This window comes from Flavobacterium sp. Arc2, assembly GCF_041431385.1.
Classification (GTDB): Bacteria; Bacteroidota; Bacteroidia; order Flavobacteriales; family Flavobacteriaceae; genus Flavobacterium.
Genome location: NZ_JASMRH010000019.1, coordinates 29,736 through 52,233, shown reverse-complemented (window position 1 = coordinate 52,233; position 22,498 = coordinate 29,736). Strand labels below are relative to the sequence as shown.

The window sequence follows — 22,498 nt, the reverse complement described above, 5'->3', positions numbered from 1 at the left end:
TTTTTTTTATGTGCAAAATTTAATTTAAAGTAATGCGTTTTTCAAACCTTCAAAATCAAGAGAAACCTGCTCTCCACTCACTAAGTTCTTCAGTGAAAAAGAATTTGAAGCAATCTCTTGCTCTCCTATAATTACTGCAAAAGGAATATTCCTCTTATCAGCATGTTGAAACTGTTTTGCCATTTTTGCATTATCTGGATACAGTTCTACTTTTATTCCTGCGGCTCTTAATTTTTGTATTGCCTGTAAAGCATAAAATGCTTCGGCATCTCCATAATTAATAAACAACGCTTGTGATGTTGCCGTAACGGTTTCTGGGAAAAGATTCAACTCTTCTACAACCAAATAGATACGATCTAGTCCAAAAGAAATTCCAACTCCGCTCATGTTTTTCAATCCAAAAATACCGGTCAAATCATCATATCGACCTCCACCACCGATAGAACCCATAGCTACTTCTTTAGGAGGTGCTACTTCAAATATTGCTCCAGTATAGTAATTCAATCCGCGCGCAAGCGTAACATCAAGGTCTAATATTGCCGACGACAATCCTAACTTCATTACATTTTCACAAATGAACCTCAATTCTTCCGCTCCTTTCATTCCTTCTTCCGAAGAAGTTAAAAGCAGCCCTAGTTTTTCAATTTTCTCTGCTATAGTTCCAGTGAAATTAAAAAGTGGCTGAACCTTCTCAATTGCTTCGGCCCCAATTCCCTTTTCAATCATTTCCTTTTTTACACCGTCCTCACCTATCTTATCTAATTTATCAAGCGCAACAGTGAAGTCAATCAATTTATCAGAAGCACCAATTACCTCAGCTATTCCAGATAATACTTTTCTATTATTAATTTTAACAGTCACTCCTTTCAAACCCAATTCTGTAAAAACAGTATCATAAAGTTGCACTAATTCCACTTCCTGCCACAAAGACTTTGAACCTACTACATCAGCATCACATTGAAAGAACTCTCTAAAACGTCCTTTCTGCGGTCTGTCTGCACGCCAAACGGGTTGGATTTGGTATCTTTTAAACGGGAATTCGATATCGTTTTGATGTTGCACCACGTAACGAGCAAAAGGAACGGTCAAGTCATACCGCAAGGCTTTTTCTGAAATATAACCAGTCAAATACTTATACTTCAATTCATAATAAAAGTCTGCAAAAATGATTTTAACAAAATCATCAAGCTCCGAATCTGATTTTGAAAGCAAATTATCTTTTTTAAGACGCTTTAATATAAAATAGAAAACATCATCTAATAATTCTATTTCCGATATTGTTCCATCTTTAAAAATATATAAGCTTTTACTTTTTAAATATGTGGTAAGATTTTTTTTATACAGAAAATCATAATCTTTCATATCAAAAGATTCATTTTTCTTTTCTAAATAATCTTTATGATAAATTATAGAAAAGCGAATAAATTCAACAAGTGTATCGTTAAATTTAGAAACATACTCGCCCGAATTCAAAATCTTGAAAATCAAACGATCTCCTTCTTCTCCATACTTCCCCATTAAGGTTTCTGAATTTTCAAATGATGGTGTTTCTATCGGTTGAAAACCAAATTTCTCAAAATTATTTTTAATGATTTGAATAATATATTGACGTTTTGCCACCTCAGCAGGTGAAAAATCTCTTGTTCCTTTAGGGATGCTCGGTTTTGATGCCATTATTTTTAATTTAGGTTTTACTATTTAGGATTCGGGATAATATCAATTGGCAAAAATTTCCAATCTGCAAACTCCCAAATCGTAAATTCAGGTTGCAAATATCTTATTTTTAAAATAAATAATACTCCTTCCAAAACAAACTTGTAACAAAAATTGTATTTTCGTGTCAAACTACCATGATGCTAAATTTATTCAAAGAAAACGTACGAATTGCTTTTGGATCCATTAGAACCCAAATATTGCGTACCTCGCTGACCGTATTAATTATCGCTATAGGAATTACAGCTTTAGTAGGTATTCTGACTGTGGTTTCTGCCTTGGAGAACACCATCTCTTCTGATTTTGCATCCATGGGAGCTAATACTTTTAACGTCAAACAATACGAAAACACAGCGCAACGACGAGGAGGAGAGGAACGTGAAATTATAAATCCTATTATTTCCTACCCCGAAGCTGTCGATTTTAAAAATAAATACGACTACCCTTTTACAGAAACTTCCCTTTCATTTACAGCAACTTCAACTGCAGAGGTAAAATATGAAGCGACAAAAACCGACCCGGAAATTGCTATTGTTGGTGTTGACGAATATTTTATGACCAACTCTGGTTTAGAAACAAGCTTAGGAAGAAATTTTACAGGTTTTGACATTGACAACAACAACTATGTATGTATTGTAGGTTCTGATTTTGGAAAAGGACTCCTTAAAGACATTAACCCTATTGGTAAAACAATTTCGATACGCGGTGCCCGATTCAAAGTAATCGGTATCCTGAAAGAGAAAGGCTCTACTTTTGGTAACAAACAAGATTTAAGAGTTTTGATTCCAATACAAGTCGCCCGATCGTTATTTACCGCGCCAAACATTAATTACACGATGAGCGTCATGGTTTCCAATAAGGAATTATTAGATCAAGCAATAGACCACGCCATCATTACCATGCGTAATGTTCGAAAGTTAAGCCCCGTAAGAGACAACAATTTTGGGGTTGTACGTAGTGACGACCTTATCAATAAAATCCTTGGTATCACAAAATACCTTGGTTTAGCTTCATGGCTTATAGGAATTATTACCGTTTTAGGATCTTCTATTGCATTAATGAATATTATGATTGTTTCGGTAACCGAAAGAACACGAGAAATAGGTGTCAGAAAAGCGTTGGGAGCCAAAAGATCTACCGTCGCTATTCAGTTTTTTATAGAGACCTTGCTCATTGGTCAACTAGGCGGTATAGTTGGAATAATTTTAGGCATTTTAATAGGTTTCGGAATCGCAACTGCTTTAAGCTTTGCATTTGTCATTCCTTGGGGCGCGATCATGGCTGCTTTTTTTACGAGTTTCATGGTTGCCATCGTTTCTGGTTTGTACCCTGCAATTAGAGCTGCTTACCTAAATCCAATCGAAGCCTTGCGATACGAGTAACGTTTAATATGTTTTAGATTAAAGAACAACTACTCCTTTTATAATAAAAGGAGTAGTTGTTCTTTAGATAAAAAATAGTTTCAATTTGCTGAGAAATAGAGATTACTCTTTAGTCAGGATAACAAAGCAAGTCTTTTTATTGAGTTCTAAGTAGTTGTCAAAAATCTTAAATCGTCCCCCTAATCATTCTGTCATTGCCATAAATATCTTTTCGCAATTCAATGTTTTTAAAGTTCATTTTCTCGAGCAAAGCAACCATGTCTTTCCCTAAATATTGATTGATTTCAAAGAATAACTGACCATTCTCTGAAAGGTTTTTCTGTGCTAATGCCGCTATTTTTTTATAAAAAATTAAGGCATCATCGTCTTCAACGAAAAGAGCCAAATGAGGCTCATTGTCCAAAACATTTTTTTTAATTTCCTGCTTCTCTAAATTTCGAACATAGGGAGGATTAGAAACAATGATATCAAATTGTCGATTTAAGTCCTCAGTTTCTAGAATATTCTGAGTTATGAATGTTACATTGACTTGATTTAATACCGCATTTCTTTTGGCTATAGCCAAAGCCTTTTCAGAAACATCAATTGCATACACTTTGGCATTCGGGATGGCTTTAGCCAATGAAATAGCAATACTACCGCTTCCTGTTCCAATATCCAGTACTTTCAACTTCGTATTTTCAACTTCGCTCATCGTACTTTGAATAATCCATTCTACCAATTCTTCGGTCTCAGGTCTAGGAATCAATACATCGTCGTTTACCTCGAATTCCAAACCATAAAAACTAGTTTTCCCTAGCAAATACTGAATGGGAATCTCCAACTTCAGTTGCTCCAAAATCGAATTCCAAAGCGTAATTTCTTCATTCAAAAAAACCAACTGCGGATCCAGAGCCAAGTCAATTCTTTTTAACTGACGTTTCTCCTCCAGTATCAGGTAAAAAAAACTTTCTGCTTCGCCTTCATCATAAATCGGAAGTAGTTCTTGAATAAATTGGCTTCTGTATTCTTTAATTTTCATCGTATCTTTATTACTTTATGAATTGAAAACTCATAATTCATAACTTATAATTTCTTCAACATCCAGACCGGACAAGAGACATGCCCCGTACTTCCCATGGGAGCATCTATGTATTCGAAACCTACTTTTTTGTATAATTTTTGAGCATCATGCATAAAAGGCATTGTTTCCAGATAACAGTTTTCGAAGCCAAAATCTTTTGCACTTTCCAGACATACAGCCATTACTTGACTGCCTATTCCCTGACCACGTGTTTCAGGTAAAAAATACATTTTTTGCAATTCACAAATGGTTTCAGCTTCATTCTCAAGAGGAGCCACTCCGGCCGAACCTACTATTTTTCCATTATTTTCAACAACATAGTAAACCGATTTAGGCTTATTGTATTCTTCAAACATCAAATCTAAATAAGGATCCGCATACGCCGTTCCAACTTTTGGGATATTCAATTCGTCAAAAACCGCTCTTATTAACTGGGCAACGGCTTCATTATCCTTTTTTTCAATTTTTCTAATAATCAAATTTTCCATTCTTTGTAACTGCTTGTTTATAAAAATACAAAAATAGAAATAGTTTATTGTAATTTTCGGAAGTTGGAAAACTAATCTCGAAATTTATAGGCTAACCTCAAAAATAACTACTTTTACATCGTGAAGATACATGAAAAATACATAGAGCGATGCATTCAATTAGCCAAAAACGGCTTAGGAACTACCTACCCAAATCCGATGGTGGGCAGCGTAATTGTTTATGAAAATAAAATTATAGGGGAAGGCTGGCATAAAAAAGCGGGTGAACCTCATGCCGAAGTAAATGCCATCAATTCGGTAAAAGACAAATCGCTATTAAAAAAAGCCACCATTTATGTGAGTTTGGAACCTTGCAGTCATTTTGGAAAAACACCACCCTGTTCTGATTTAATCATAAAAAATGGAATCCCACAGGTAGTTATCGGAACGGTTGACCCAAATGTAAAAGTGGCAGGGAACGGAATAAAAAAATTAATAGAAGCCGGAATAAATGTGACAGTCGGTATTCTTGAAAATGAATGCCACGAGCTGAACAAACGATTTTTTACTTTTCATCAGAAGAAAAGACCCTACCTAATTTTGAAATGGGCCGAAAGTCAAGACGGCTTCATTTCGCCAAAAGTAAAATCAGAACAAAAACCGGTTTGGATTACTAATATCTATTCCAGACAATTAGTTCATAAATGGAGAAGTGAAGAACAGTCTATTCTTGTAGGAACACAAACGGTCATTGATGATAATCCCAAATTAGACGTGAGAGATTGGGCGGGAAACAATCCTGTACGAATCGTTTTAGATCAACACAATCGCATCGCAAAAAACAGCCAAGTACTTGACAATCAATTGAAAACTATTGTTTTTTCAAAAATAAAAACAAAAGCCGACAAAGAAAACCTTATCTTTGAAATCGTTGATTTTGAAAAAAACATTGCAAGTCAAGTGACAGACGCAATGTACAAACATCAAATTCAATCGGTGATCATTGAAGGAGGCCGACAAACACTACAAACTTTCATTGACGCAAATCTCTGGGATGAAGCACGTGTTTTTAAGGGCAATCTCTTTTTTAAAGAAGGCACAAAGGCTCCGATTCTAGGTGGACCTTATTTGGAAAAACATAAAATCGGTCAAGATGAACTTATAATATCCCGAAACTATGATTAACGCAATTATTTTTGATTTTGGAGATGTCTTTATTAATTTAGACAAACAAGCCACTGTTGACGGACTAAGGAATTTAGGACTTACACACTGGAATGATGATCTCGACCAGTTAAACATTCAATTTGAAACCGGCCAAATTACCCGAGATAATTTTATTGAAGGTATTCAAAAACACATTCCGAATGCTAGCACCGAGGAAATCTTAAAAGCATGGAGTGCAATTTTACTCGATTTCCCACTATACCGATTGGAATTTTTACAAATGCTGTCTAAAAAATACCGCTTATTTTTACTCAGCAATACAGATGCAATCCATATCGAAACATTCGAACAAAATAACGGCGCCTCTTTTTACGGTGATTTCTACAAGTGCTTTGAAAAAGTCTATTTCTCATTTGAAATAGAAATGAGAAAACCAAATCCTGAAATTTACAAATACGTTTTAAACAAACATGATTTACAGGCAAAACGCACTTTATTCATAGATGACAAAAAAGAAAACACGGATGCTGCTCTATCTCTAGGCCTTCAAGTATGGAATTTACAGGTAGGTCAGGAAGATGTAGTAGACTTATTCAATAAAAATATAATTTAGAAAACCCCTTTTGGAAGTAAAAGACACCTACAACACCATCGAATTAGCATCAGAAGAAATACTACACAAAGAAAAGAACAGTAAATTTTTTGGTTCTGCTTTTCCCATTCAATCAGAAGACGAAGTAAAAGTCATTATTGACGGTTTACGAAAAAAACATCCAAATGCAGGTCATTTCTGTTATGCCTACCAAATAGGCACCGATATACTTTCTTACCGAGCCAATGACGATGGAGAACCAAGCAATAGCGCCGGAATGCCTATTTATGGCCAAATTCAATCGTTTTCTCTCACGAATGTACTTATTGTAGTTGCTAGGGTTTTTGGAGGCGTAAAACTAGGCGTTGGCGGATTAATCTCCGCTTATAAAACAACCGCACAACTCACGCTTGAAAGCTGTGAGATTATCGAAAAAACGATAGATATCCATTATCAGGTTTCTTTTGATTATAAAAACATGAATAAAGTCATGCGTGTAATTAAAGAAAAGAAGCTAGAAATCGTAACTCAAGAAATGGAGATTAACGAAGAATCAGGTTTGCCAATAGGAAAAATCGAGGTAAAAACACGAAAAAAAAATGCCGAAATGATATTCGACATTTTCAATTCTATATTTGAAATAGACATAAAACTTAAAGAATAAATATTTTTTTTCCTTAATTTTTACATTTTTAAAAGCTTCTCAGTAACATACTCTGGAGGAACAGTAGGTCGACCCGTTTTCATGTTCACAAAAACCAAAATTGAGTTAGCAATTGTTAACAACTCCCCCTCTTCATTATAAATTTCATAATCAAACTCAATCTTTACAGAAGTCTGACTTTTAAAAATAGTTTTTACCCTCAAAAGGTCATCGTAGCGCGCTGGTTTTTTATAATTTACATTTAACGAAACCACCGGAAGCATAATTCCGTTATCTTCCATCCATTTGTAAGAAATCCCAAGGTTTCTAAGCCATTCCACGCGTCCCATCTCAAAATACTGGGCATAATTTCCATGATAAACAACCCCCATTTGATCTGTTTCAGCGTACCTTACCCTTACATTAAATTCGTGTTCTTTCATTATATAATTTATTTATTTTGTATCAAAATTTTACCCTCTAAATACTACTTACAACAATATTACTACATAATCAACCCCTAAATATTTTTTTTTACAGAAATTTGTTCACATATTTGTTACCCCGAAAAATAGTGCTTTTTTAAGCATTATTTAATAAGACAACGATTACTAAATAAAATAATTTACATAGAATTTATGAACAAAACTGCTCAATCAGTGTGGGAAAACTGTTTGTCTTTTATAAAAGACAACATCCAAGATCAAGCGTTCAAGACTTGGTTTGAACCTATTAAATCAGTTGAACTTACCGATAACGCATTATACATTCAAGTACCAAGTAAATTTTTTTACGAATGGTTAGAAGAGCACTATGTAAAATTATTAAAAGTAGCATTAACTAAAGAACTTGGTAAAAACGCAAAGTTACTTTATAAAATTAAGATGGAAAACACTTATGGCAACAAACAACCGTTTACGGAACAATTGCCAAGTGCAAACCGCGCACCTATGAAACCCCAAAATATTGATGCTCCTTTTAAAAATCTAGACCCAGAATTAAAAAATCCTTTTGTAATCCCTGGAATCAGAAATTTAAAAATAGAATCACAACTGAACGCAAACTATAGTTTTGACAATTTCCTTGAAGGAGATTCAAACAGATTAGCTCGTTCAGCAGGTATGGCTGTTGCCAATAAACCTGGAGGAACATCATTCAATCCATTACTTATTTTTGGTGGTGTAGGATTAGGTAAAACACACTTAGCGCACGCGATAGGTGTAGAAATTAAAGATAAATATCCAGAAAAAACAGTTTTATACATTTCAGCTGAAATTTTCACCCAACAATATATTGATTCGGTAAAGAAAAATAACCGAAATGATTTCATTCACTTCTATCAACTTATTGATGTCTTAATAATTGATGATGTACAATTCCTGTCTGGTAAATCCGGAACACAGGATGTATTTTTTCACATCTTCAATTACTTACATCAAAATGGAAAACAGGTAATCCTTACTTCTGACAAGGCGCCAGTTGACATGCAAGATATCGAGCAACGCTTATTATCTCGTTTCAAATGGGGACTTTCTGCTGAATTACACCAACCAGATTACGAGACAAGGATTTCTATCTTGAAAAACATCTTGTATCGTGACGGTGTTGAAATTCCAGAAGAAATAATAGAATATGTAGCCCGCAACATCAAATCGAATGTTAGAGAACTTGAAGGAGCTATAATCTCTTTAATCGCTCAATCTTCTTTCAACAAAAAAGAAGTAACAATCGAATTAGCAAAAAGCGTCGTTGAAAAATTCGTGAAGAATGTAAAGCGCGAAATTTCTATCGATTATATTCAAAAAACAGTTTCTGATTATTTCCAATTGGATTTAGAAACGTTACAGTCTAAAACCAGAAAAAGACATGTCGTGCAAGCAAGACAGTTAGCTATGTTCTTTGCTAAGAAATTTACAAAAGCATCATTGGCAAATATTGGTTCTCAAATTGGGGATCGTGATCACGCGACGGTATTGCACGCTTGTAAAACGGTCGATAATCTAGTGGCTACTGACAAACAGTTCAAGAAATTTGTTGAGGATATCCATAAAAAACTAACGCTATAAATGCATCATGTCCGTAAAAATTCTAATGGTATGTTTGGGAAATATTTGTCGGTCACCTTTGGCCGAAGGTATTTTAGCCTCAAAACTTCCCAATAACAAATTCACTGTAGACTCTGCAGGAACAGGTTCTTGGCATATAGGTCATGCTCCTGATGCACGTTCGATTGCAGAGGCAAAAAATCATAATCTTGACATTTCCACTCAAAGAGGACGTCAATTTAAAACAGCTGATTTTGAAACCTATGACTATATTTATGTGATGGATAATTCCAATTATTCGGATGTACTTGATCTTACAGAAAACCCAGCACATAAAGACAAAGTGAAAATCATTCTAAATGAATTGTATCCAAATGAAAATGTTGATGTTCCCGATCCTTACTTCGGAATGACAAACGGATTCGAAATTGTCTATGCTATGCTCGATGAAGTTTGCGACATAATAGCCGACAAATTAATTAGCAAACACGCTTAGATTAGCATTCGTTGGATTTTTATCGAACGAAGGTTTAATTCTCTATTTTATCCTGTATTTTTGTCAAATAACATCGATTAAAAAATATAAACACACCCATAATGAAATCAGCTACTCTTTTAGGAAAACTATATTTAATCCCTACCACAATGGGAGATTGTGACCCGATGGATGTTTTACCACAGACTGTAAAAAGAACCATAGATTTCATTGATTACTATATCGTTGAGAATGAAAAAACAGCTCGTAAGTCAATCAAAGAAGTACATCCTGAAAAAAAACAATCAGAATTAATTCTTTTTGTTTTAAACAAACGTACCGAAGTAAAAGAGCACCAAGACTTCATCCAACCTTTATTAGAAGGTAAAAATGTTGGTCTGATGAGTGAAGCAGGATGCCCTGGCGTGGCAGATCCTGGCGCTGTAATCGTTAAACTGGCACACGAAAAAGGCATACAAGTAGTACCATTAGTAGGACCTTCTTCTATCCTTTTGGCTATGATGGCCTCAGGAATGAATGGGCAAAGTTTTACATTTCACGGTTATTTACCTATTGATAAAGATGAGAAAAGAGCCAGTTTTAAAACTCTAGAAAGAACCTCTTTCGAAAAAAATCAGTCTCAAATTTTCATTGAAACACCATATCGTAATAATAACTTAATAGAAGATTTATTACAGACTTTACATCCAGAAACTCATTTATGTGTTGCCACAGACATCACACTACCAACCGAATACATAAAAACTAAGAGAATTTCGGCTTGGAAAAAAGAGACAATTGACTTGCATAAACGCCCAACTATTTTTATTATCCATAAAATGTAATTTTTAGAATACATTAAAATTATTATTATTACCTTTAGAAAATTAACCAATCTAAAAACCAAATAAGATGAAAATAAATAAAAGAGAAATTAAAATATTTGCGCTAGGAATGTTTGCACTTTTTACATTTCAAACAATCTACGATTGGAAACAAGTCAAAGAAGATATTTCTACAGGTTTTCACGATGGTTACGCAGCAGGCGGTAATGCAATTGAAAAAAAATAGAACAGCTTTATTTTAGTCTCATAAATTAAACCTTTAAACTATCTAAAATGAAAGTAACTAGTAGAGATGTTCGTGTATTTGTATTAGGCATGCTAGCTTTTTTAGTATTCGAATCAATCTATAATTGGGAAGAATCTAAAGCCGCCTTTATGGATGGATATCATAACGGTCGAAATTCTGATTAAAGTATTGACAAAAAATAAAATCTGTTAAACAGGGAACGAAACATCTATAAAAAATAATTAACCAGACTATTACAAAAACGGACACGTTTTATAATAGCCTGGTTTTTTTTGAGCTTGTTATTTTAGTAATCTTCCATCTAAAAAAAAGTAAATCTGCGATAAAATACATTCATTACTTCGAAGGCTACAAAAGATCGTTTTACAAAAAAACACCTTTTAATCCTGATAATCAATATTTTATAACTAAATTTAGTTCCCCTTATCTTGAAAAAAAAATCGCAATTATAAATTTTTAAAAATTTAATTATGAAAAACAAGATCTTAAAGGGGGGATTAATGGTAGTTATCATGTTTCTGATCACAGCCTGCAATCAAAAGAAAGAAGTTCCCGCAGTTGTGGTTGACAAAGAGGCAATCAAAACTGAAATTCAAGCAATGGAAAATGCTTTTGCAGAAGCCTACAATAATAGGGCTACCGATGGAATAAATTATTATGCAGAGGATGCCGTTAGTTTTTCAAATGGTAAAATGCCGTTAGAAGGAAAAAAAGCGATTCATGAATCTATGAAGAGCGAATTACTCACCTTCCCAATAGGCGCGAAAATCGCCTTCGAAACTCAAGAAATCCATCCTTCAAATAATGGAGATATGGTAGTAGAAATTGGGGGTTACAAGGTAACAGACTCCACAGACACAAAAATCAACAGCGGGCATTTTATCAGTCTTTTTGAGAAAAGGGACGGAAAATACGTTTGTACTAGAGATATGGGAAATTCTGATATGCCCATGGAAAAAAAATAAAAAGAAACAAAGAAAGACACTCTACACGAAGGGTCTTTCTTTATTTCATCTAATACTTCTGAATCTCATAGAAACAGTTTATTAACTAAAACCATTTGCGTACTTTTAGAGTATTAAAAAGATAGGTATGTCAAAACTTCCAAACATTGGTACGAGTATTTTTACTGTAATGTCAAAAATGGCTGCAGAGCATGGTGCCATAAATCTTTCACAGGGATTCCCGAATTTTCCTGTTGCTTCCCTATTAACCGATATTATCATTCGCTTAGCCAAAGAAAACGTACACCAATACCTTCCCATGGCGGGTTATCCTCCTCTACTATCTAACATAGCACTTCTGGTCAAAAACTCCTACCGAAGAATCATTTTGCCAGAAATCGAAATACTGGTGACTGCGGGTGCTACACAGGCCATTTTTACAACTATTCAAGCTTTAGTACAAACTGATGACGAGGTAATTATACTGGATCCAAGCTATGACTGCTATGAAGCTCCCGTTCTACTATGCAACGCAAAGCCAGTGCGTGTTTCACTCAACGACGATTACACGCCTAATTGGAGTACCATTAAAAAAGCATGTTCGGCCAATACTAAAATGATCATCATCAATAATCCACATAATCCAACTGGAAAAATTCTGACCCAAACTGATTTTGAACATTTGGAATCCTTACTACAAAAATATCCGAAAATTATTGTACTCTCTGATGAAGTTTACGAATACATCACTTTTGAACAAAAACACATTTCGGCGCACACCCGTATCAAACTCTTAGACCGCTGCGTAATGGTTTCCTCGTTTGGGAAATCATTTCATGTAACTGGATGGAAAATAGGCTATCTAGTGGCTCCACAACATTTAATGAAAGAAATTAAAAAAGTACATCAGTTTTTGGTTTTCAGTGTCAATAGTCTATGCCAAGTGGCAATTAGCGAGTACCTAGATCTTGTTTCTGTTGACGAAATTAGAACTTTATATCAGGAGAAAAGGGATTATTTTATAAAATTACTTACGACAAGTCGGTTCGAACTCCTGCCTTGTGAAGGCACTTACTTTCAGGTGGCGTCCTACGCAGCCATTTCTACTGAAAATGACGTAGACTTCTGTAAAAGATTGATCACGGAATATGGTGTGGCAGCGATTCCTATTTCGACTTTCTATGAAAATGGAAAAGATCTTCATTTAATCCGCTTTTGTTTTGCAAAAGACAATGCAACTCTGCAAGAGGCGGCGAAAAGATTATGCAAAATATAAGTCCCTGAACTTTTGATTTTAATATGCATGCATACTATTTAATTTTTCTATATTTACAATACCAAAAAAAAAAAATTATGAGCTATACCGATAAAATGTTACGCGATGATGCGTTAAAAGGAAAAGTAATAGTTGTTACTGGTGGCGGTAGCGGTTTAGGAAAAGCGATGACAAAGTATTTTCTGGAACTGGGTGCGCAAGTAGCGATTACTTCCAGAGACTTAGACAAACTAAAAAATACTGCTGCCGAACTAGAAGCAGCAACTGGAGGAACTTGTTTGCCGATACAATGTGACGTACGTCATTATGAAGAAGTCGAAAACATGTTACAAAGCGTATTAAAAACTTTTGGAAAAGTAGATGTTTTATTGAATAATGCAGCTGGAAATTTCATTTCGCCAACAGAAAGATTGTCAGCCAATGCTTTTGATACGGTTATTGATATCGTTTTAAAAGGAACCAAAAACTGTACACTCGCTTTTGGTAAACATTGGATCGACAGCAAACAAACGTCTTCAACGGTATTAAACATCGTAACTACTTATGCTTGGACGGGTTCAGCTTATGTTGTTCCTAGCGCTACTGCAAAAGCAGGAGTTCTTGCAATGACCCGAAGTCTTGCTGTAGAATGGGCAAAATATGGTATTCGTACAAACGCAATTGCGCCCGGCCCTTTCCCAACCAAAGGAGCTTGGGACAGATTGTTGCCTGGGGATCTTGCTGAAAAATTTGACATGGCAAAAAAAGTGCCGCTACAACGTGTGGGAGACCACCAGGAATTAGCCAATTTAGCTGCTTATTTGGTTTCTGATTTCTCTGCTTATGTAAACGGTGAAGTCGTGGTTATAGACGGTGGTGAATGGTTGAAAGGTGCTGGACAATTTAATATATTAGAAGCAATTCCTGAGGAACTTTGGGATCAACTGGAAATGATGATAAAAGCAAAGAAGAATAAATAAGTAAGATCTGAATTCTTTTTAAAAAGAGAGAACCATTTGTTTGGTTCTCTCTTTTTGTGTTTAACAACACTTCATTTTCCTTACCACTAATTCAACTTGGTAAATTTCGTCTTTTTAACCGCCAATCGTTTAATAGCCCAGATAGCAGTGAAAAGGGTTTGCAGTCTAAAAGCTTTGCTTTTCCTGTCCTAAAAAAGCGACTGAAAGAAGCTCTTTTTAGGGCATTAGAAAAGCAGCTTGAGGACAAAAACTTGAAACGGATAGCTGGAATAGCTCCTCAATTTAAAGGCCAATATTTTATGCAAAAAACAAAAACCACTCCCGATTTAATTCCTATTTTTGCACCACCAATTTATAACAACACCATTTTATGCTCATTATAGGGATTGCAGGCGGAACAGGAAGCGGAAAAACTACCGTAGTACATCAGATTATGAATGAATTACCCGAGGCGGAAGTCGGGATAATATCACAGGATTCTTATTATAAAGAGAACCACAACTTATCTTTTGACGAGCGTGCTTTAATTAATTTTGATCATCCTCGCGCTATAGATTTCGAATTGCTAGTTGCCCATTTAAAAGAGCTTAAAGAAGAGAAAACAATCCAGCAACCGGTCTATTCTTTTGTAACTCATAACAGAACAGAAGATACCATTACTACTCATCCTAGAAAAGTGATGATTGTGGAAGGGATTTTAATACTAGCAAACCCTGAGTTACGCGATATGTTTGACGTGAAAATTTATGTTCATGCCGATTCTGACGAAAGACTGATTCGCCGTATGAAAAGAGATATTGCCGAACGTGGACGTGATATGGACGAGGTTCTTAGCAGATATCAAAACACCCTAAAACCTATGCATCAGCAGTTCATTGAGCCTACGAAAGCATTTGCAGATATTATCATACCTAATGACAAATACAATACGGTTGCAATTGACGTAGTTCGTGCCGTAATAAATCAAAGAATTCTATAAATTTATTGTAATTTTATACCATTACAAGTTGAGAAACGATCCCGATAGCTATCGGGAGGCGTTTTCTGTTTCAATACAGGACAATACTATTAATTTTTTACCGTACTCGGAAATAAATAAAACATGACAAATCCGCATAAAGACAAACCTTGGTTTAAATTTTTAAGCAATAAATATGTTTGGGTGTTGTTGTTTTTTTCAACATGGATGGTTTTTCTAGATAACTATTCGTATTTTGACCATAGATTTCTAGACAACCAAGTTAGCGAACTGGAGGACAACAAAGAATACTACCAGGAAGAGATTAAAAAAGACGAAGAGCAAATCAAGCAGTTAAAGAACCCAGAACAAATAGAAAAATATGCTCGCGAAAAGTACTATATGAAAAAGGACAGCGAGGATATTTACATCATAGAATTTGAAGGTGACAGCATAGAAAAAAAATAATAAATCTTGAATTATTAAAAATCAAAATCAAAATGGCTACTAATCTATTCGAAGATTTCGATCCTGTTTCTTCCAAACAATGGAAACAAAAAATCCAGTTTGAACTCAAAGGGGCAGATTACAATGAAACCTTAATCTGGAATTCGCCAGAAGACATTAAGGTAAAACCTTTTTATCATAGAGATGAATTTACAAAATCAGCTGACGTAAATACTAAAGCCTCTGAATTTGAAATTTGTCAAAACATTTTTGTTTTCGACATTGAAAAATCAGTAGAAAGAGCTTTAGACACCTTAAGCAGAGGCGCAGACAGTCTTCGTTTTACGATAGAAAGTGACACCATTGACGTAGCTAAACTTTTGGAAAAACTTCCTTTAGAAAACGTTGCTGTTTACTTCAATTTTAATTTTTTCTCAATCGATTTCGTTAAAAAAATTGATGCAATCCTTCAGAAGAAAAAAGCTGTTGCGTACTATAACCTCGACCCAATAGGGCAATTAGCCCGAGATGGAAACTGGTTTACTACTAAGGATAAAAATAATTTTGATTCGCTGAATTTACTTTCCACAGCGATTCCAAATAGTTCCATAATTAGTGTTGACGCTACCTTATATCAAAATGCAGGAGCTAACATGGTACAGCAACTTGCTTACACCTTAGCACATGCCAATGAATATTTTAATAGAATTCCTGTTATTAGTCAGCCGATAGTTATTGCCGTTGCTGTGGGTACCAATTATTTCTTTGAGATTGCAAAACTCAGAGCATTGCGATTGCTTTTTAATTTAGTAGCTAACGAATACAATCATAATTTAGAATGCCATCTTTTAGTTTCGCCTACAAAACGGAATAAAACGCTGTATGATTACAACGTAAATATGTTGCGTACTACAACAGAATGTATGGCGGCAATTATAGGAGGAGCTGATGCAATCGCGAATCTACCTTACGATTCACTATATCATAAAGACAATGAATTTGGAGATAGAATCGCCAGAAACCAATTGTTAGTTCTAAAAAACGAAAGCTACTTCGACAAGGTAAATAACCCTGCTGACGGAAGTTACTATATCGAAACACTGACCATTCAATTAGCCGAGAAAGCATTGACATTATTTAAAGACATCGAAGCTAACGGTGGTTTTCTAAAACAATTGAATGAAGGTATCATCAAAAGAAAAATTCAAGAAAGTGCTGACAAAGAACAGGAACTTTTTGACTCAGGAAAAGAAGTCTTACTAGGAACTAACAAGTATCCAAACAAAGACGACAAGATGAAACAAGATTTAGAATTGTTTCCTTTTGTAAAAGTGAAACCTAGAAAAACGTTGATAACTCCAATAATCGAAAAACGATTAGCCGAAAAAGTAGAACAAGAACGTCTGGATTTAGAATAATAGTGTAGAATTGCAATCAGTCAACAATAAGTATAAATTAGTGTCACAAATGATAAGAAATGACCTCCAACATATTCAATTAGATAGTCAAAAGTCAAAAGAAGAACCAGCGTTGCACGAAGCAGATGCATCGGCCGCGGACTTTTTTACGGCTGAAGGCATTGAACTCAAACCCACCTATTCTAAAAAAGATATTGAAAACCTCACGCATCTTGATTTTGGGGCTGGCTTTGCGCCAAATTTAAGAGGGCCATATACTACTATGTATGTGCGCCGTCCTTGGACAATTCGTCAATATGCCGGATTTTCAACCGCAGAAGAAAGTAATGCTTTCTACAGACGAAATCTTGCAGCAGGACAGAAAGGATTGTCTATCGCATTCGATTTACCTACGCACCGTGGCTATGATTCAGATCACGAACGCGTTGTGGGTGATGTAGGAAAAGCAGGCGTTGCCATTGACTCTGTCGAAGATATGAAAGTATTATTTGATCAGATTCCCTTAGACGAAATGTCAGTTTCGATGACTATGAACGGCGCGGTATTGCCTATTATGGCTTTTTATATCGTTGCTGCCGAAGAACAAGGGGTAAAACCAGAGCTACTGTCAGGAACGATACAAAATGATATTCTAAAGGAGTTTATGGTGCGTAATACATACATCTACCCTCCTACTCCTTCGATGAAAATTATTGCCGATATCTTTGAATACACGAGCAAGAAAATGCCAAAATTCAATTCCATATCCATTTCTGGTTATCACATGCAGGAAGCTGGTGCAACCGCTGATATTGAATTAGCGTATACGCTGGCCGACGGACTAGAATATATTAGAACTGGGTTATCAACTGGAATGAAAATCGATGAATTTGCTCCACGTCTTTCCTTCTTCTGGGCAATTGGGATGAACCATTTTATGGAAATTGCCAAGATGCGTGCCGGAAGAATGATTTGGGCTAAACTAGTGAAACAGTTTAACCCAAAAGACGATAAATCATTGGCTTTAAGAACCCATTGTCAAACCAGCGGCTGGAGCTTAACAGCACAAGACCCTTTTAATAATGTAGCTCGTACTTGCATTGAAGCATCGGCGGCAGCTTTTGGAGGAACGCAATCCTTGCACACCAATGCACTGGATGAAGCCATTGCTTTACCGACAGACTTCTCCGCTCGAATTGCGAGAAACACACAGATATTTTTACAGGAAGAAACAAAAATAACTAAAACGGTCGATCCATGGGCCGGAAGCTATTATGTCGAAAGTTTAACCAATGACATTGCTGAAAGTGCCTGGAAGCTTATCGAAGAAGTAGAAGAGCTTGGTGGAATGACAAAAGCTATTGAAGCCGGAATTCCGAAACTTAGAATTGAAGAAGCAGCAGCAAGAAAACAAGCGCGCATTGATAGCGGACAGGATATTATTGTGGGTGTTAATAAATACCGACTGGAAAAAGAAGATCCATTGCTTATATTAGATGTGGACAACCAAATGGTTCGCAAGCAACAATTAGAACAATTGGATCATATTAAAGCGACCAGAGACAGTGAAAAAGTAAAGGAATCATTGGCAAAGCTAACGCTTTGCGCAAAGACAGGAGAAGGAAATTTACTGGAATTAGCAGTGGATGCAGCAAGAAACCGAACTACATTAGGCGAGATCAGTGATGCCTTAGAAACGGTTTTCGGACGATATAAAGCACAAATTAAATCCTTTAGTGGCGTGTATAGTAAAGAAATCAAAGACGACAAAAGCTTTCAAAAAGCCAAACAACTAGCCGATACCTTTGCAAAACAAGAAGGCCGTCGCCCTAGAATAATGATTGCTAAAATGGGGCAAGATGGTCACGACCGTGGTGCTAAAGTGGTTGCCACTGGATATGCCGATGTAGGTTTTGATGTGGATATTGGCCCTTTATTTCAAACTCCAGCCGAAGCAGCGAAACAGGCTATAGAAAATGATGTTCATATTCTGGGTGTTTCCTCATTGGCCGCAGGACATAAAACCTTAGTTCCTCAAGTAATTGAAGAATTAAAAAAATACGGTCGAGAAGATATTATGGTGGTTGTGGGTGGCGTAATTCCCTCACAGGACTATCAATTCTTATTTGATGCTGGAGCGGTTGCCGTTTTTGGCCCTGGAACAAAAATTAGTGATGCTGCTATAAAGATATTAGAAATTCTTATAGGAGAATAGCAAGTTAAAATACTCTACTAAATAGAAAAGCATCAACCAAAAGTTGGTGCTTTTCTATTTATAATCGACAATAAATATATCCTGAAAAATGAAAAAGGAAAGTCAAACTAAGCCATTAAATGAGATAGATACCATTCAATAACATTACTCCTAAAGCTACAAGAAAACGATTATTTAATCATTCAGAAAAAATAATAAAGGCAGCAATTACTGAAATCAAACCCTCAACATAACTAGTAAAACCCTATAAACAAAGCTAATAACACTACAAACATATTGTTAATTAACAAAACTTAAATAACGCCTTAACTATTGGTAAATTCGATAACCCTTAAATTTGTTTATAATTATAATTTTATTTAAAAGCTCCAAAACGCAAAGTATTATTTAAAAAAAGAGTTTAGACTAAATTGACGTAATAAAAAGGGGAAGAAACTCATAGACCTTAAAATTTATTCTAAATTAAGTTATTACTAATTTAAATTCGACTGTTATGAAAGCTTATATTATAATATTGTTATTCCTAGGAGTGACAACTACATCTTACTCACAAGTAAAAAATACTGGAAACATAAGTATGGAAAATTTGCCAGCTGTAGTAATAAAAAGTGCTGGAGAGGACTTTTCGATATATCTGCCTGACAGAAATCCAGATCCTAAAGTAAGAGCCTTAGAAGATAATTTCATTGCCTATGATCTTGGTAAAAACTATGAAGGATATGAAACATATCTTGTGTATATGGAAATAAAAGGAGGATCTTTGTCAGCCACTTATAATGAAAACGGAAAACTAATTCGTGTTATAGAAAATTACAAGAATGTAGTATTACCCAGTAAATTAATCTACGAAATTTATCGCAAGTTCCCTGGATGGGAAATCGTAAATGATAAGTACTTGTATTCTCAAGAAGAAGGAGACATCTTAAAAAAACAATATAACATAAAAATAAAAAAAGGAAATGAAAGCCGTAAATTAAAGGTTCATCCTGATGGCGAACTTATCGCTGAAAACTAAAATTACAAAATAGAAACCTTTTTAACTGTCCAATTAACATTGGGCAGTTTCCTTTTATATCAAGATTAAAGTACCCCATTATCAACACACTTCCTTCTCTAATCAGCTAATTTCCTTCATCAAATATTTATAAAGTTTGATTTTTTTATCGCAAGGAGATGATTTATCCTAATAAAAAAACAAAGTATTGACGGAAAATATTAACATGTCAAAAGGAAAGCTTTAACATGAAATTTTCAATAAAAAGACTAAATTTACTGTAAGTCTATAATTATACAGTGCAATAAAACACAATTCAACAAATAAAGATCATGAAAATTAACGATCACATAACAAGTCCTTAAATTTCAATTATTTAACCTAAACTGAATATTAATTTAAAAACTATCTATCATGAAAGCATTTATTATTATTTTATTGTTATTAGGTTTGACCACTTCATCTTATGCGCAAGATAAAATGGAGAAAGTTACGAAAGAAGGAGTTATCAAAATAGAAGATTTACCAGCTGTGGTAATTAAAAGTGCAGGAGATGACTTCTCAATATATCTGCCAGACAGAAACGCAGATCCCAAGGTAAGAGCCTTGGAAGATAATTTCATCGCCTATGATTTGGGTAAAAACTATGAAGGGTACGAAACATACCTTGTTTATATGGAACTAAAAGGAGGAACTTTATCTGCAACTTATAATGAAAACGGACAGTTAATTCGTGTTGTAGAAAATTACAAGAATGTTAAGTTGCCTTCTTCTGTCATCTATTCTGTATACAAGACTTATCCAGGATGGCAAATTGTAAATGACAAGTATTTATATTCTCAAGAAAAAGGAGATGTCTTGAAAAAACAATATAATTTAAAAATTAAAAAAGGAAAAGAAAGCAAGAAATTAAAGGTTCATGCCGATGGTGAAATTCTTTCTGTAAGGTAAGCACTTTAAAAATAGATTAACTTCTAGCTCCCCAAATTTGGGGAGCTTTTTTTGTATTCGAATTAGGGTGACTTTAATCTATTTTTATACGCATTTCAAATTTTTTCAATAATAACATCTATTCTTTTCTTAATAATGGAATCCAATTAATCAAAAAACAAATAAAAAAGTAATTTCCATTAAGATGAATAATAAAAAAAATAACACAATAGATTCAGAAAAACAACTAACTTTATATAGCATCGCTTTATAAATACTAAAAACGCCTTCATAAAAAAATTTTTAACTAACTGTTTTTAACGTTATTAAAAATAAATAAAATAGACTACTGAAAATATTGAATTTTAATTACACATACCAAATATTAATTTAAAACTAAACATTATGAAATCATTTATTATTACTTTGTTGTTTTTAGGTTTAACCGTTTCGTCATATGGACAAGATAAAACGAAGAAAGAATACGAAGAAGGAATCATGAAAATCGAAGAACTACCGGCAGTCGTGATTAAAAGAGTAGGAGCTGACTTTTCTATTTATATCCCTGATAATAATCCTGACATGGACATTAGAAGATTAGAGGAAAAGTTTATTGCCTATGACATTGGTAAAGATTATCAAGGATCTGAAAACTACTTGTTAATCATGCAAACAAAGGATGGTTCTTTATCAGCTACCTATGATGATAAAGGAAAATTAATTCGAGTAGTAGAAAATTTTAAAGATATACGATTACCTAACGAAGTAATCTATTCTATTTATAGAACCTATCCAGACTGGACTATTGTAAATGACAAATTTTTATACACGCAAGAAGATGGCGATGTCCTAAAAAAACAGTACAACCTCAAAATTAAAAGGGAGAAAGAAACACTTCGCCTTACCGTTCGTCCTAATGGTGAAATTCTAAAAGTCAGATAAAACCAAATGTCACAAAAAAAGAGGTTGTCAAATAAATTTTGACAACCTCTTTTTTTTTACCGTCTTGGAAATTACTTCAAACTTGCAATTGCATTTACATTTGCAACTATTAATGAAGTATCATATCCTCCAAATGCTTCCATATAACTTCGTATTGAAGTACCATAAGCATCCTTGATGTATTTTTTTCCATTACTTTTAAAGTATCTCTTTACAGAACCCGCACCACCAAGATGCGCAGCTGCTAAAATCCCGGATTCTGTGACCAAAATCCCATTTACCACCTTACCATCGTATTTCTCGATAATATCCTGTAATATCCACTTGTTTTTCGACAAAAGGGCCACAAAGGCTCTTTCCTGCATCTTAGGACTTCTAAGAAATAAAGAAGTATCGTATATTCCTACTGATTTTAAGGTTTCGTTACCAAACTGGTATTTCCCTAAATAACCGAGAGAATTGATTTTTTTGTATTTGTTTTCAGATTCTCTATATCCGACTGCTTCTTTGAAACCAATAAATAAATTTCCAGTAAAAGGAATATTCATATTGGTGTAATCGTCCTGCTCTAGCGATGGAAATAAGTATCTAATTCCATCTGTGTTTTTTATTAGAAACCACTGATTTGCTTCAATCTCAAGAGGTTTAAAACCCGAGCTTAAAAAAGCTATAATAACAGTTAAACTTGTATAAAAATACCACTTCTTTACCATAAATTGTTTTTCTTCAAAACGCTGTCCCGTTAAGAAATTTCTGCGTGCAAAGATACAATAAAATTCATAAAGCTGTAAATCAAG

Annotated in this window: 25 protein-coding genes; 20 read left to right on the top strand and 5 right to left on the bottom strand. The window is 34.6% G+C overall.

The window, feature by feature from the left end; genetic code table 11:
- Nucleotides 1-24: 24 nt before the first annotated feature.
- Nucleotides 25-1,674, bottom strand: coding sequence for a histidine--tRNA ligase (hisS, locus tag QO182_RS13700; protein ID WP_371562202.1), 1,650 nt, complete (start codon nt 1,672-1,674; stop codon nt 25-27).
- 176 nt (nt 1,675-1,850) lie between these two features.
- On the opposite strand from hisS, the gene QO182_RS13695 reads away from it, so the two are divergent.
- Nucleotides 1,851-3,095 (top strand): ABC transporter permease, encoded by a 1,245-nt coding sequence (locus QO182_RS13695; RefSeq protein WP_371538828.1) that lies wholly within the window; start codon nt 1,851-1,853, stop codon nt 3,093-3,095.
- Between the two features lie 166 nt (nt 3,096-3,261).
- On the opposite strand, the gene prmC is transcribed toward QO182_RS13695, so the two are convergent.
- A complete protein-coding gene (gene prmC / locus QO182_RS13690) occupies nt 3,262-4,116 on the bottom strand; it encodes a peptide chain release factor N(5)-glutamine methyltransferase (protein WP_371562200.1) in 855 nt (284 codons plus the stop codon).
- A 44-nt stretch (nt 4,117-4,160) separates the two neighbouring features.
- Entirely contained in the window at nt 4,161-4,646 is a 486-nt protein-coding gene (locus QO182_RS13685; RefSeq protein ID WP_371538824.1) for a GNAT family N-acetyltransferase, read from the bottom strand.
- 120 nt (nt 4,647-4,766) lie between these two features.
- On the opposite strand from QO182_RS13685, the gene ribD reads away from it, so the two are divergent.
- Genes ribD through QO182_RS13670 form a run of 3 tightly spaced genes read left to right on the top strand, consistent with a single transcriptional unit; the run spans nt 4,767 to nt 7,048 of the window.
- Entirely contained in the window at nt 4,767-5,810 is a 1,044-nt protein-coding gene (gene ribD, locus QO182_RS13680) for a bifunctional diaminohydroxyphosphoribosylaminopyrimidine deaminase/5-amino-6-(5-phosphoribosylamino)uracil reductase RibD (protein WP_371538822.1), read from the top strand.
- Nucleotides 5,803-6,405, top strand: a complete 603-nt coding sequence (locus tag QO182_RS13675; protein ID WP_371538819.1) for an HAD family hydrolase — start codon at nt 5,803-5,805, stop codon at nt 6,403-6,405. Before ribD ends, QO182_RS13675 begins: the two co-directional genes overlap by 8 nt.
- Before the next feature lie 10 nt (nt 6,406-6,415).
- Nucleotides 6,416-7,048 (top strand): YigZ family protein, encoded by a 633-nt coding sequence (locus tag QO182_RS13670; protein ID WP_371538816.1) that lies wholly within the window; start codon nt 6,416-6,418, stop codon nt 7,046-7,048.
- Nucleotides 7,049-7,068: 20 nt separating this feature from the next.
- Here QO182_RS13670 and QO182_RS13665 read toward each other — a convergent pair whose 3' ends face one another.
- Nucleotides 7,069-7,470 (bottom strand): acyl-CoA thioesterase, encoded by a 402-nt coding sequence (locus QO182_RS13665; RefSeq protein ID WP_371562198.1) that lies wholly within the window; start codon nt 7,468-7,470, stop codon nt 7,069-7,071.
- A gap of 195 nt (nt 7,471-7,665) precedes the next feature.
- Between QO182_RS13665 and dnaA the strand changes: the two genes are divergently transcribed.
- From dnaA to QO182_RS13585, 16 genes are all read left to right on the top strand, one after another.
- The gene (dnaA, locus tag QO182_RS13660; RefSeq protein WP_091084370.1) at nt 7,666-9,093 is read left to right on the top strand and encodes a chromosomal replication initiator protein DnaA; all 1,428 of its coding nucleotides are present in this window, start codon (nt 7,666-7,668) and stop codon (nt 9,091-9,093) included.
- Between the two features lie 7 nt (nt 9,094-9,100).
- Nucleotides 9,101-9,568, top strand: coding sequence for a low molecular weight protein-tyrosine-phosphatase (locus tag QO182_RS13655; protein ID WP_371562196.1), 468 nt, complete (start codon nt 9,101-9,103; stop codon nt 9,566-9,568).
- Nucleotides 9,569-9,669: 101 nt separating this feature from the next.
- Nucleotides 9,670-10,392 carry an SAM-dependent methyltransferase gene (locus QO182_RS13650; RefSeq protein WP_371562194.1) on the top strand — a complete coding sequence of 241 codons (723 nt, stop codon included), beginning with the start codon at nt 9,670-9,672 and terminating at the stop codon, nt 10,390-10,392.
- Between the two features lie 67 nt (nt 10,393-10,459).
- On the top strand, nt 10,460-10,618 hold the full coding sequence (locus QO182_RS13645; RefSeq protein WP_371538810.1) for a hypothetical protein: 159 nt from the start codon (nt 10,460-10,462) through the stop codon (nt 10,616-10,618).
- Between the two features lie 47 nt (nt 10,619-10,665).
- Nucleotides 10,666-10,803 (top strand): hypothetical protein, encoded by a 138-nt coding sequence (locus tag QO182_RS13640; protein ID WP_371538808.1) that lies wholly within the window; start codon nt 10,666-10,668, stop codon nt 10,801-10,803.
- A 306-nt stretch (nt 10,804-11,109) separates the two neighbouring features.
- Nucleotides 11,110-11,604: a DUF4440 domain-containing protein gene (locus tag QO182_RS13635; protein ID WP_371562192.1), complete on the top strand. Its 495-nt coding sequence runs from the start codon at nt 11,110-11,112 to the stop codon at nt 11,602-11,604.
- 127 nt (nt 11,605-11,731) lie between these two features.
- Nucleotides 11,732-12,859: a methionine aminotransferase gene (locus QO182_RS13630; protein WP_371562190.1), complete on the top strand. Its 1,128-nt coding sequence runs from the start codon at nt 11,732-11,734 to the stop codon at nt 12,857-12,859.
- A 77-nt stretch (nt 12,860-12,936) separates the two neighbouring features.
- The gene (locus tag QO182_RS13625) at nt 12,937-13,818 is read left to right on the top strand and encodes an SDR family oxidoreductase (RefSeq protein WP_371562188.1); all 882 of its coding nucleotides are present in this window, start codon (nt 12,937-12,939) and stop codon (nt 13,816-13,818) included.
- 56 nt (nt 13,819-13,874) lie between these two features.
- Complete coding sequence (locus QO182_RS13620; protein ID WP_371562186.1) at nt 13,875-14,201, top strand: hypothetical protein; 327 nt, start codon at nt 13,875-13,877, stop codon at nt 14,199-14,201.
- On the top strand, nt 14,189-14,797 hold the full coding sequence (gene udk, locus QO182_RS13615) for a uridine kinase (RefSeq protein ID WP_371538799.1): 609 nt from the start codon (nt 14,189-14,191) through the stop codon (nt 14,795-14,797). The genes QO182_RS13620 and udk overlap by 13 nt, the downstream gene beginning before the upstream one ends.
- Nucleotides 14,798-14,920: 123 nt before the next feature.
- Nucleotides 14,921-15,244 (top strand): septum formation initiator family protein, encoded by a 324-nt coding sequence (locus QO182_RS13610; RefSeq protein WP_371538797.1) that lies wholly within the window; start codon nt 14,921-14,923, stop codon nt 15,242-15,244.
- Nucleotides 15,245-15,276: 32 nt separating this feature from the next.
- A complete protein-coding gene (locus tag QO182_RS13605; protein WP_371562184.1) occupies nt 15,277-16,641 on the top strand; it encodes a methylmalonyl-CoA mutase subunit beta in 1,365 nt (454 codons plus the stop codon).
- 49 nt (nt 16,642-16,690) lie between these two features.
- Complete coding sequence (gene scpA / locus QO182_RS13600; RefSeq protein WP_371562182.1) at nt 16,691-18,835, top strand: methylmalonyl-CoA mutase; 2,145 nt, start codon at nt 16,691-16,693, stop codon at nt 18,833-18,835.
- A gap of 493 nt (nt 18,836-19,328) precedes the next feature.
- Entirely contained in the window at nt 19,329-19,850 is a 522-nt protein-coding gene (locus tag QO182_RS13595; protein ID WP_371562180.1) for a hypothetical protein, read from the top strand.
- A 393-nt stretch (nt 19,851-20,243) separates the two neighbouring features.
- Nucleotides 20,244-20,780, top strand: a complete 537-nt coding sequence (locus QO182_RS13590) for a hypothetical protein (protein ID WP_371538789.1) — start codon at nt 20,244-20,246, stop codon at nt 20,778-20,780.
- 384 nt (nt 20,781-21,164) lie between these two features.
- A complete protein-coding gene (locus QO182_RS13585) occupies nt 21,165-21,701 on the top strand; it encodes a hypothetical protein (RefSeq protein WP_371539750.1) in 537 nt (178 codons plus the stop codon).
- A gap of 71 nt (nt 21,702-21,772) precedes the next feature.
- On the opposite strand, the gene QO182_RS13580 is transcribed toward QO182_RS13585, so the two are convergent.
- The gene (locus QO182_RS13580) at nt 21,773-22,414 is read right to left on the bottom strand and encodes a peptidoglycan-binding protein LysM (protein WP_371539747.1); all 642 of its coding nucleotides are present in this window, start codon (nt 22,412-22,414) and stop codon (nt 21,773-21,775) included.
- Between the last annotated feature and the right edge of the window lie 84 nt (nt 22,415-22,498).

Excerpts from the sequence above, each read along its gene's own strand:
- QO182_RS13695 (WP_371538828.1), top strand. The coding sequence starts at position 1,851 with ATGATGCTAAATTTATTCAAAGAAAACGTACGAATTGCTTTTGGATCC.
- QO182_RS13675 (WP_371538819.1), top strand. The coding sequence starts at position 5,803 with ATGATTAACGCAATTATTTTTGATTTTGGAGATGTCTTTATTAATTTA.
- QO182_RS13650 (WP_371562194.1), top strand. The coding sequence starts at position 9,670 with ATGAAATCAGCTACTCTTTTAGGAAAACTATATTTAATCCCTACCACA.
- QO182_RS13590 (WP_371538789.1), top strand. The coding sequence starts at position 20,244 with ATGAAAGCATTTATTATTATTTTATTGTTATTAGGTTTGACCACTTCA.
- QO182_RS13580 (WP_371539747.1), bottom strand. The coding sequence starts at position 22,414 with ATGGTAAAGAAGTGGTATTTTTATACAAGTTTAACTGTTATTATAGCT.
- QO182_RS13665 (WP_371562198.1), bottom strand. The coding sequence starts at position 7,470 with ATGAAAGAACACGAATTTAATGTAAGGGTAAGGTACGCTGAAACAGAT.
- prmC (WP_371562200.1), bottom strand. The coding sequence starts at position 4,116 with ATGAAAATTAAAGAATACAGAAGCCAATTTATTCAAGAACTACTTCCG.
- QO182_RS13605 (WP_371562184.1), top strand. The coding sequence starts at position 15,277 with ATGGCTACTAATCTATTCGAAGATTTCGATCCTGTTTCTTCCAAACAA.
- scpA (WP_371562182.1), top strand. The coding sequence starts at position 16,691 with ATGATAAGAAATGACCTCCAACATATTCAATTAGATAGTCAAAAGTCA.
- QO182_RS13635 (WP_371562192.1), top strand. The coding sequence starts at position 11,110 with ATGAAAAACAAGATCTTAAAGGGGGGATTAATGGTAGTTATCATGTTT.
- QO182_RS13585 (WP_371539750.1), top strand. The coding sequence starts at position 21,165 with ATGAAATCATTTATTATTACTTTGTTGTTTTTAGGTTTAACCGTTTCG.
- QO182_RS13655 (WP_371562196.1), top strand. The coding sequence starts at position 9,101 with ATGTCCGTAAAAATTCTAATGGTATGTTTGGGAAATATTTGTCGGTCA.
- dnaA (WP_091084370.1), top strand. The coding sequence starts at position 7,666 with ATGAACAAAACTGCTCAATCAGTGTGGGAAAACTGTTTGTCTTTTATA.
- udk (WP_371538799.1), top strand. The coding sequence starts at position 14,189 with ATGCTCATTATAGGGATTGCAGGCGGAACAGGAAGCGGAAAAACTACC.
- QO182_RS13595 (WP_371562180.1), top strand. The coding sequence starts at position 19,329 with ATGAAAGCTTATATTATAATATTGTTATTCCTAGGAGTGACAACTACA.
- QO182_RS13645 (WP_371538810.1), top strand. The coding sequence starts at position 10,460 with ATGAAAATAAATAAAAGAGAAATTAAAATATTTGCGCTAGGAATGTTT.
- QO182_RS13685 (WP_371538824.1), bottom strand. The coding sequence starts at position 4,646 with ATGGAAAATTTGATTATTAGAAAAATTGAAAAAAAGGATAATGAAGCC.
- QO182_RS13610 (WP_371538797.1), top strand. The coding sequence starts at position 14,921 with ATGACAAATCCGCATAAAGACAAACCTTGGTTTAAATTTTTAAGCAAT.
- QO182_RS13640 (WP_371538808.1), top strand. The coding sequence starts at position 10,666 with ATGAAAGTAACTAGTAGAGATGTTCGTGTATTTGTATTAGGCATGCTA.
- QO182_RS13625 (WP_371562188.1), top strand. The coding sequence starts at position 12,937 with ATGAGCTATACCGATAAAATGTTACGCGATGATGCGTTAAAAGGAAAA.
- QO182_RS13630 (WP_371562190.1), top strand. The coding sequence starts at position 11,732 with ATGTCAAAACTTCCAAACATTGGTACGAGTATTTTTACTGTAATGTCA.
- hisS (WP_371562202.1), bottom strand. The coding sequence starts at position 1,674 with ATGGCATCAAAACCGAGCATCCCTAAAGGAACAAGAGATTTTTCACCT.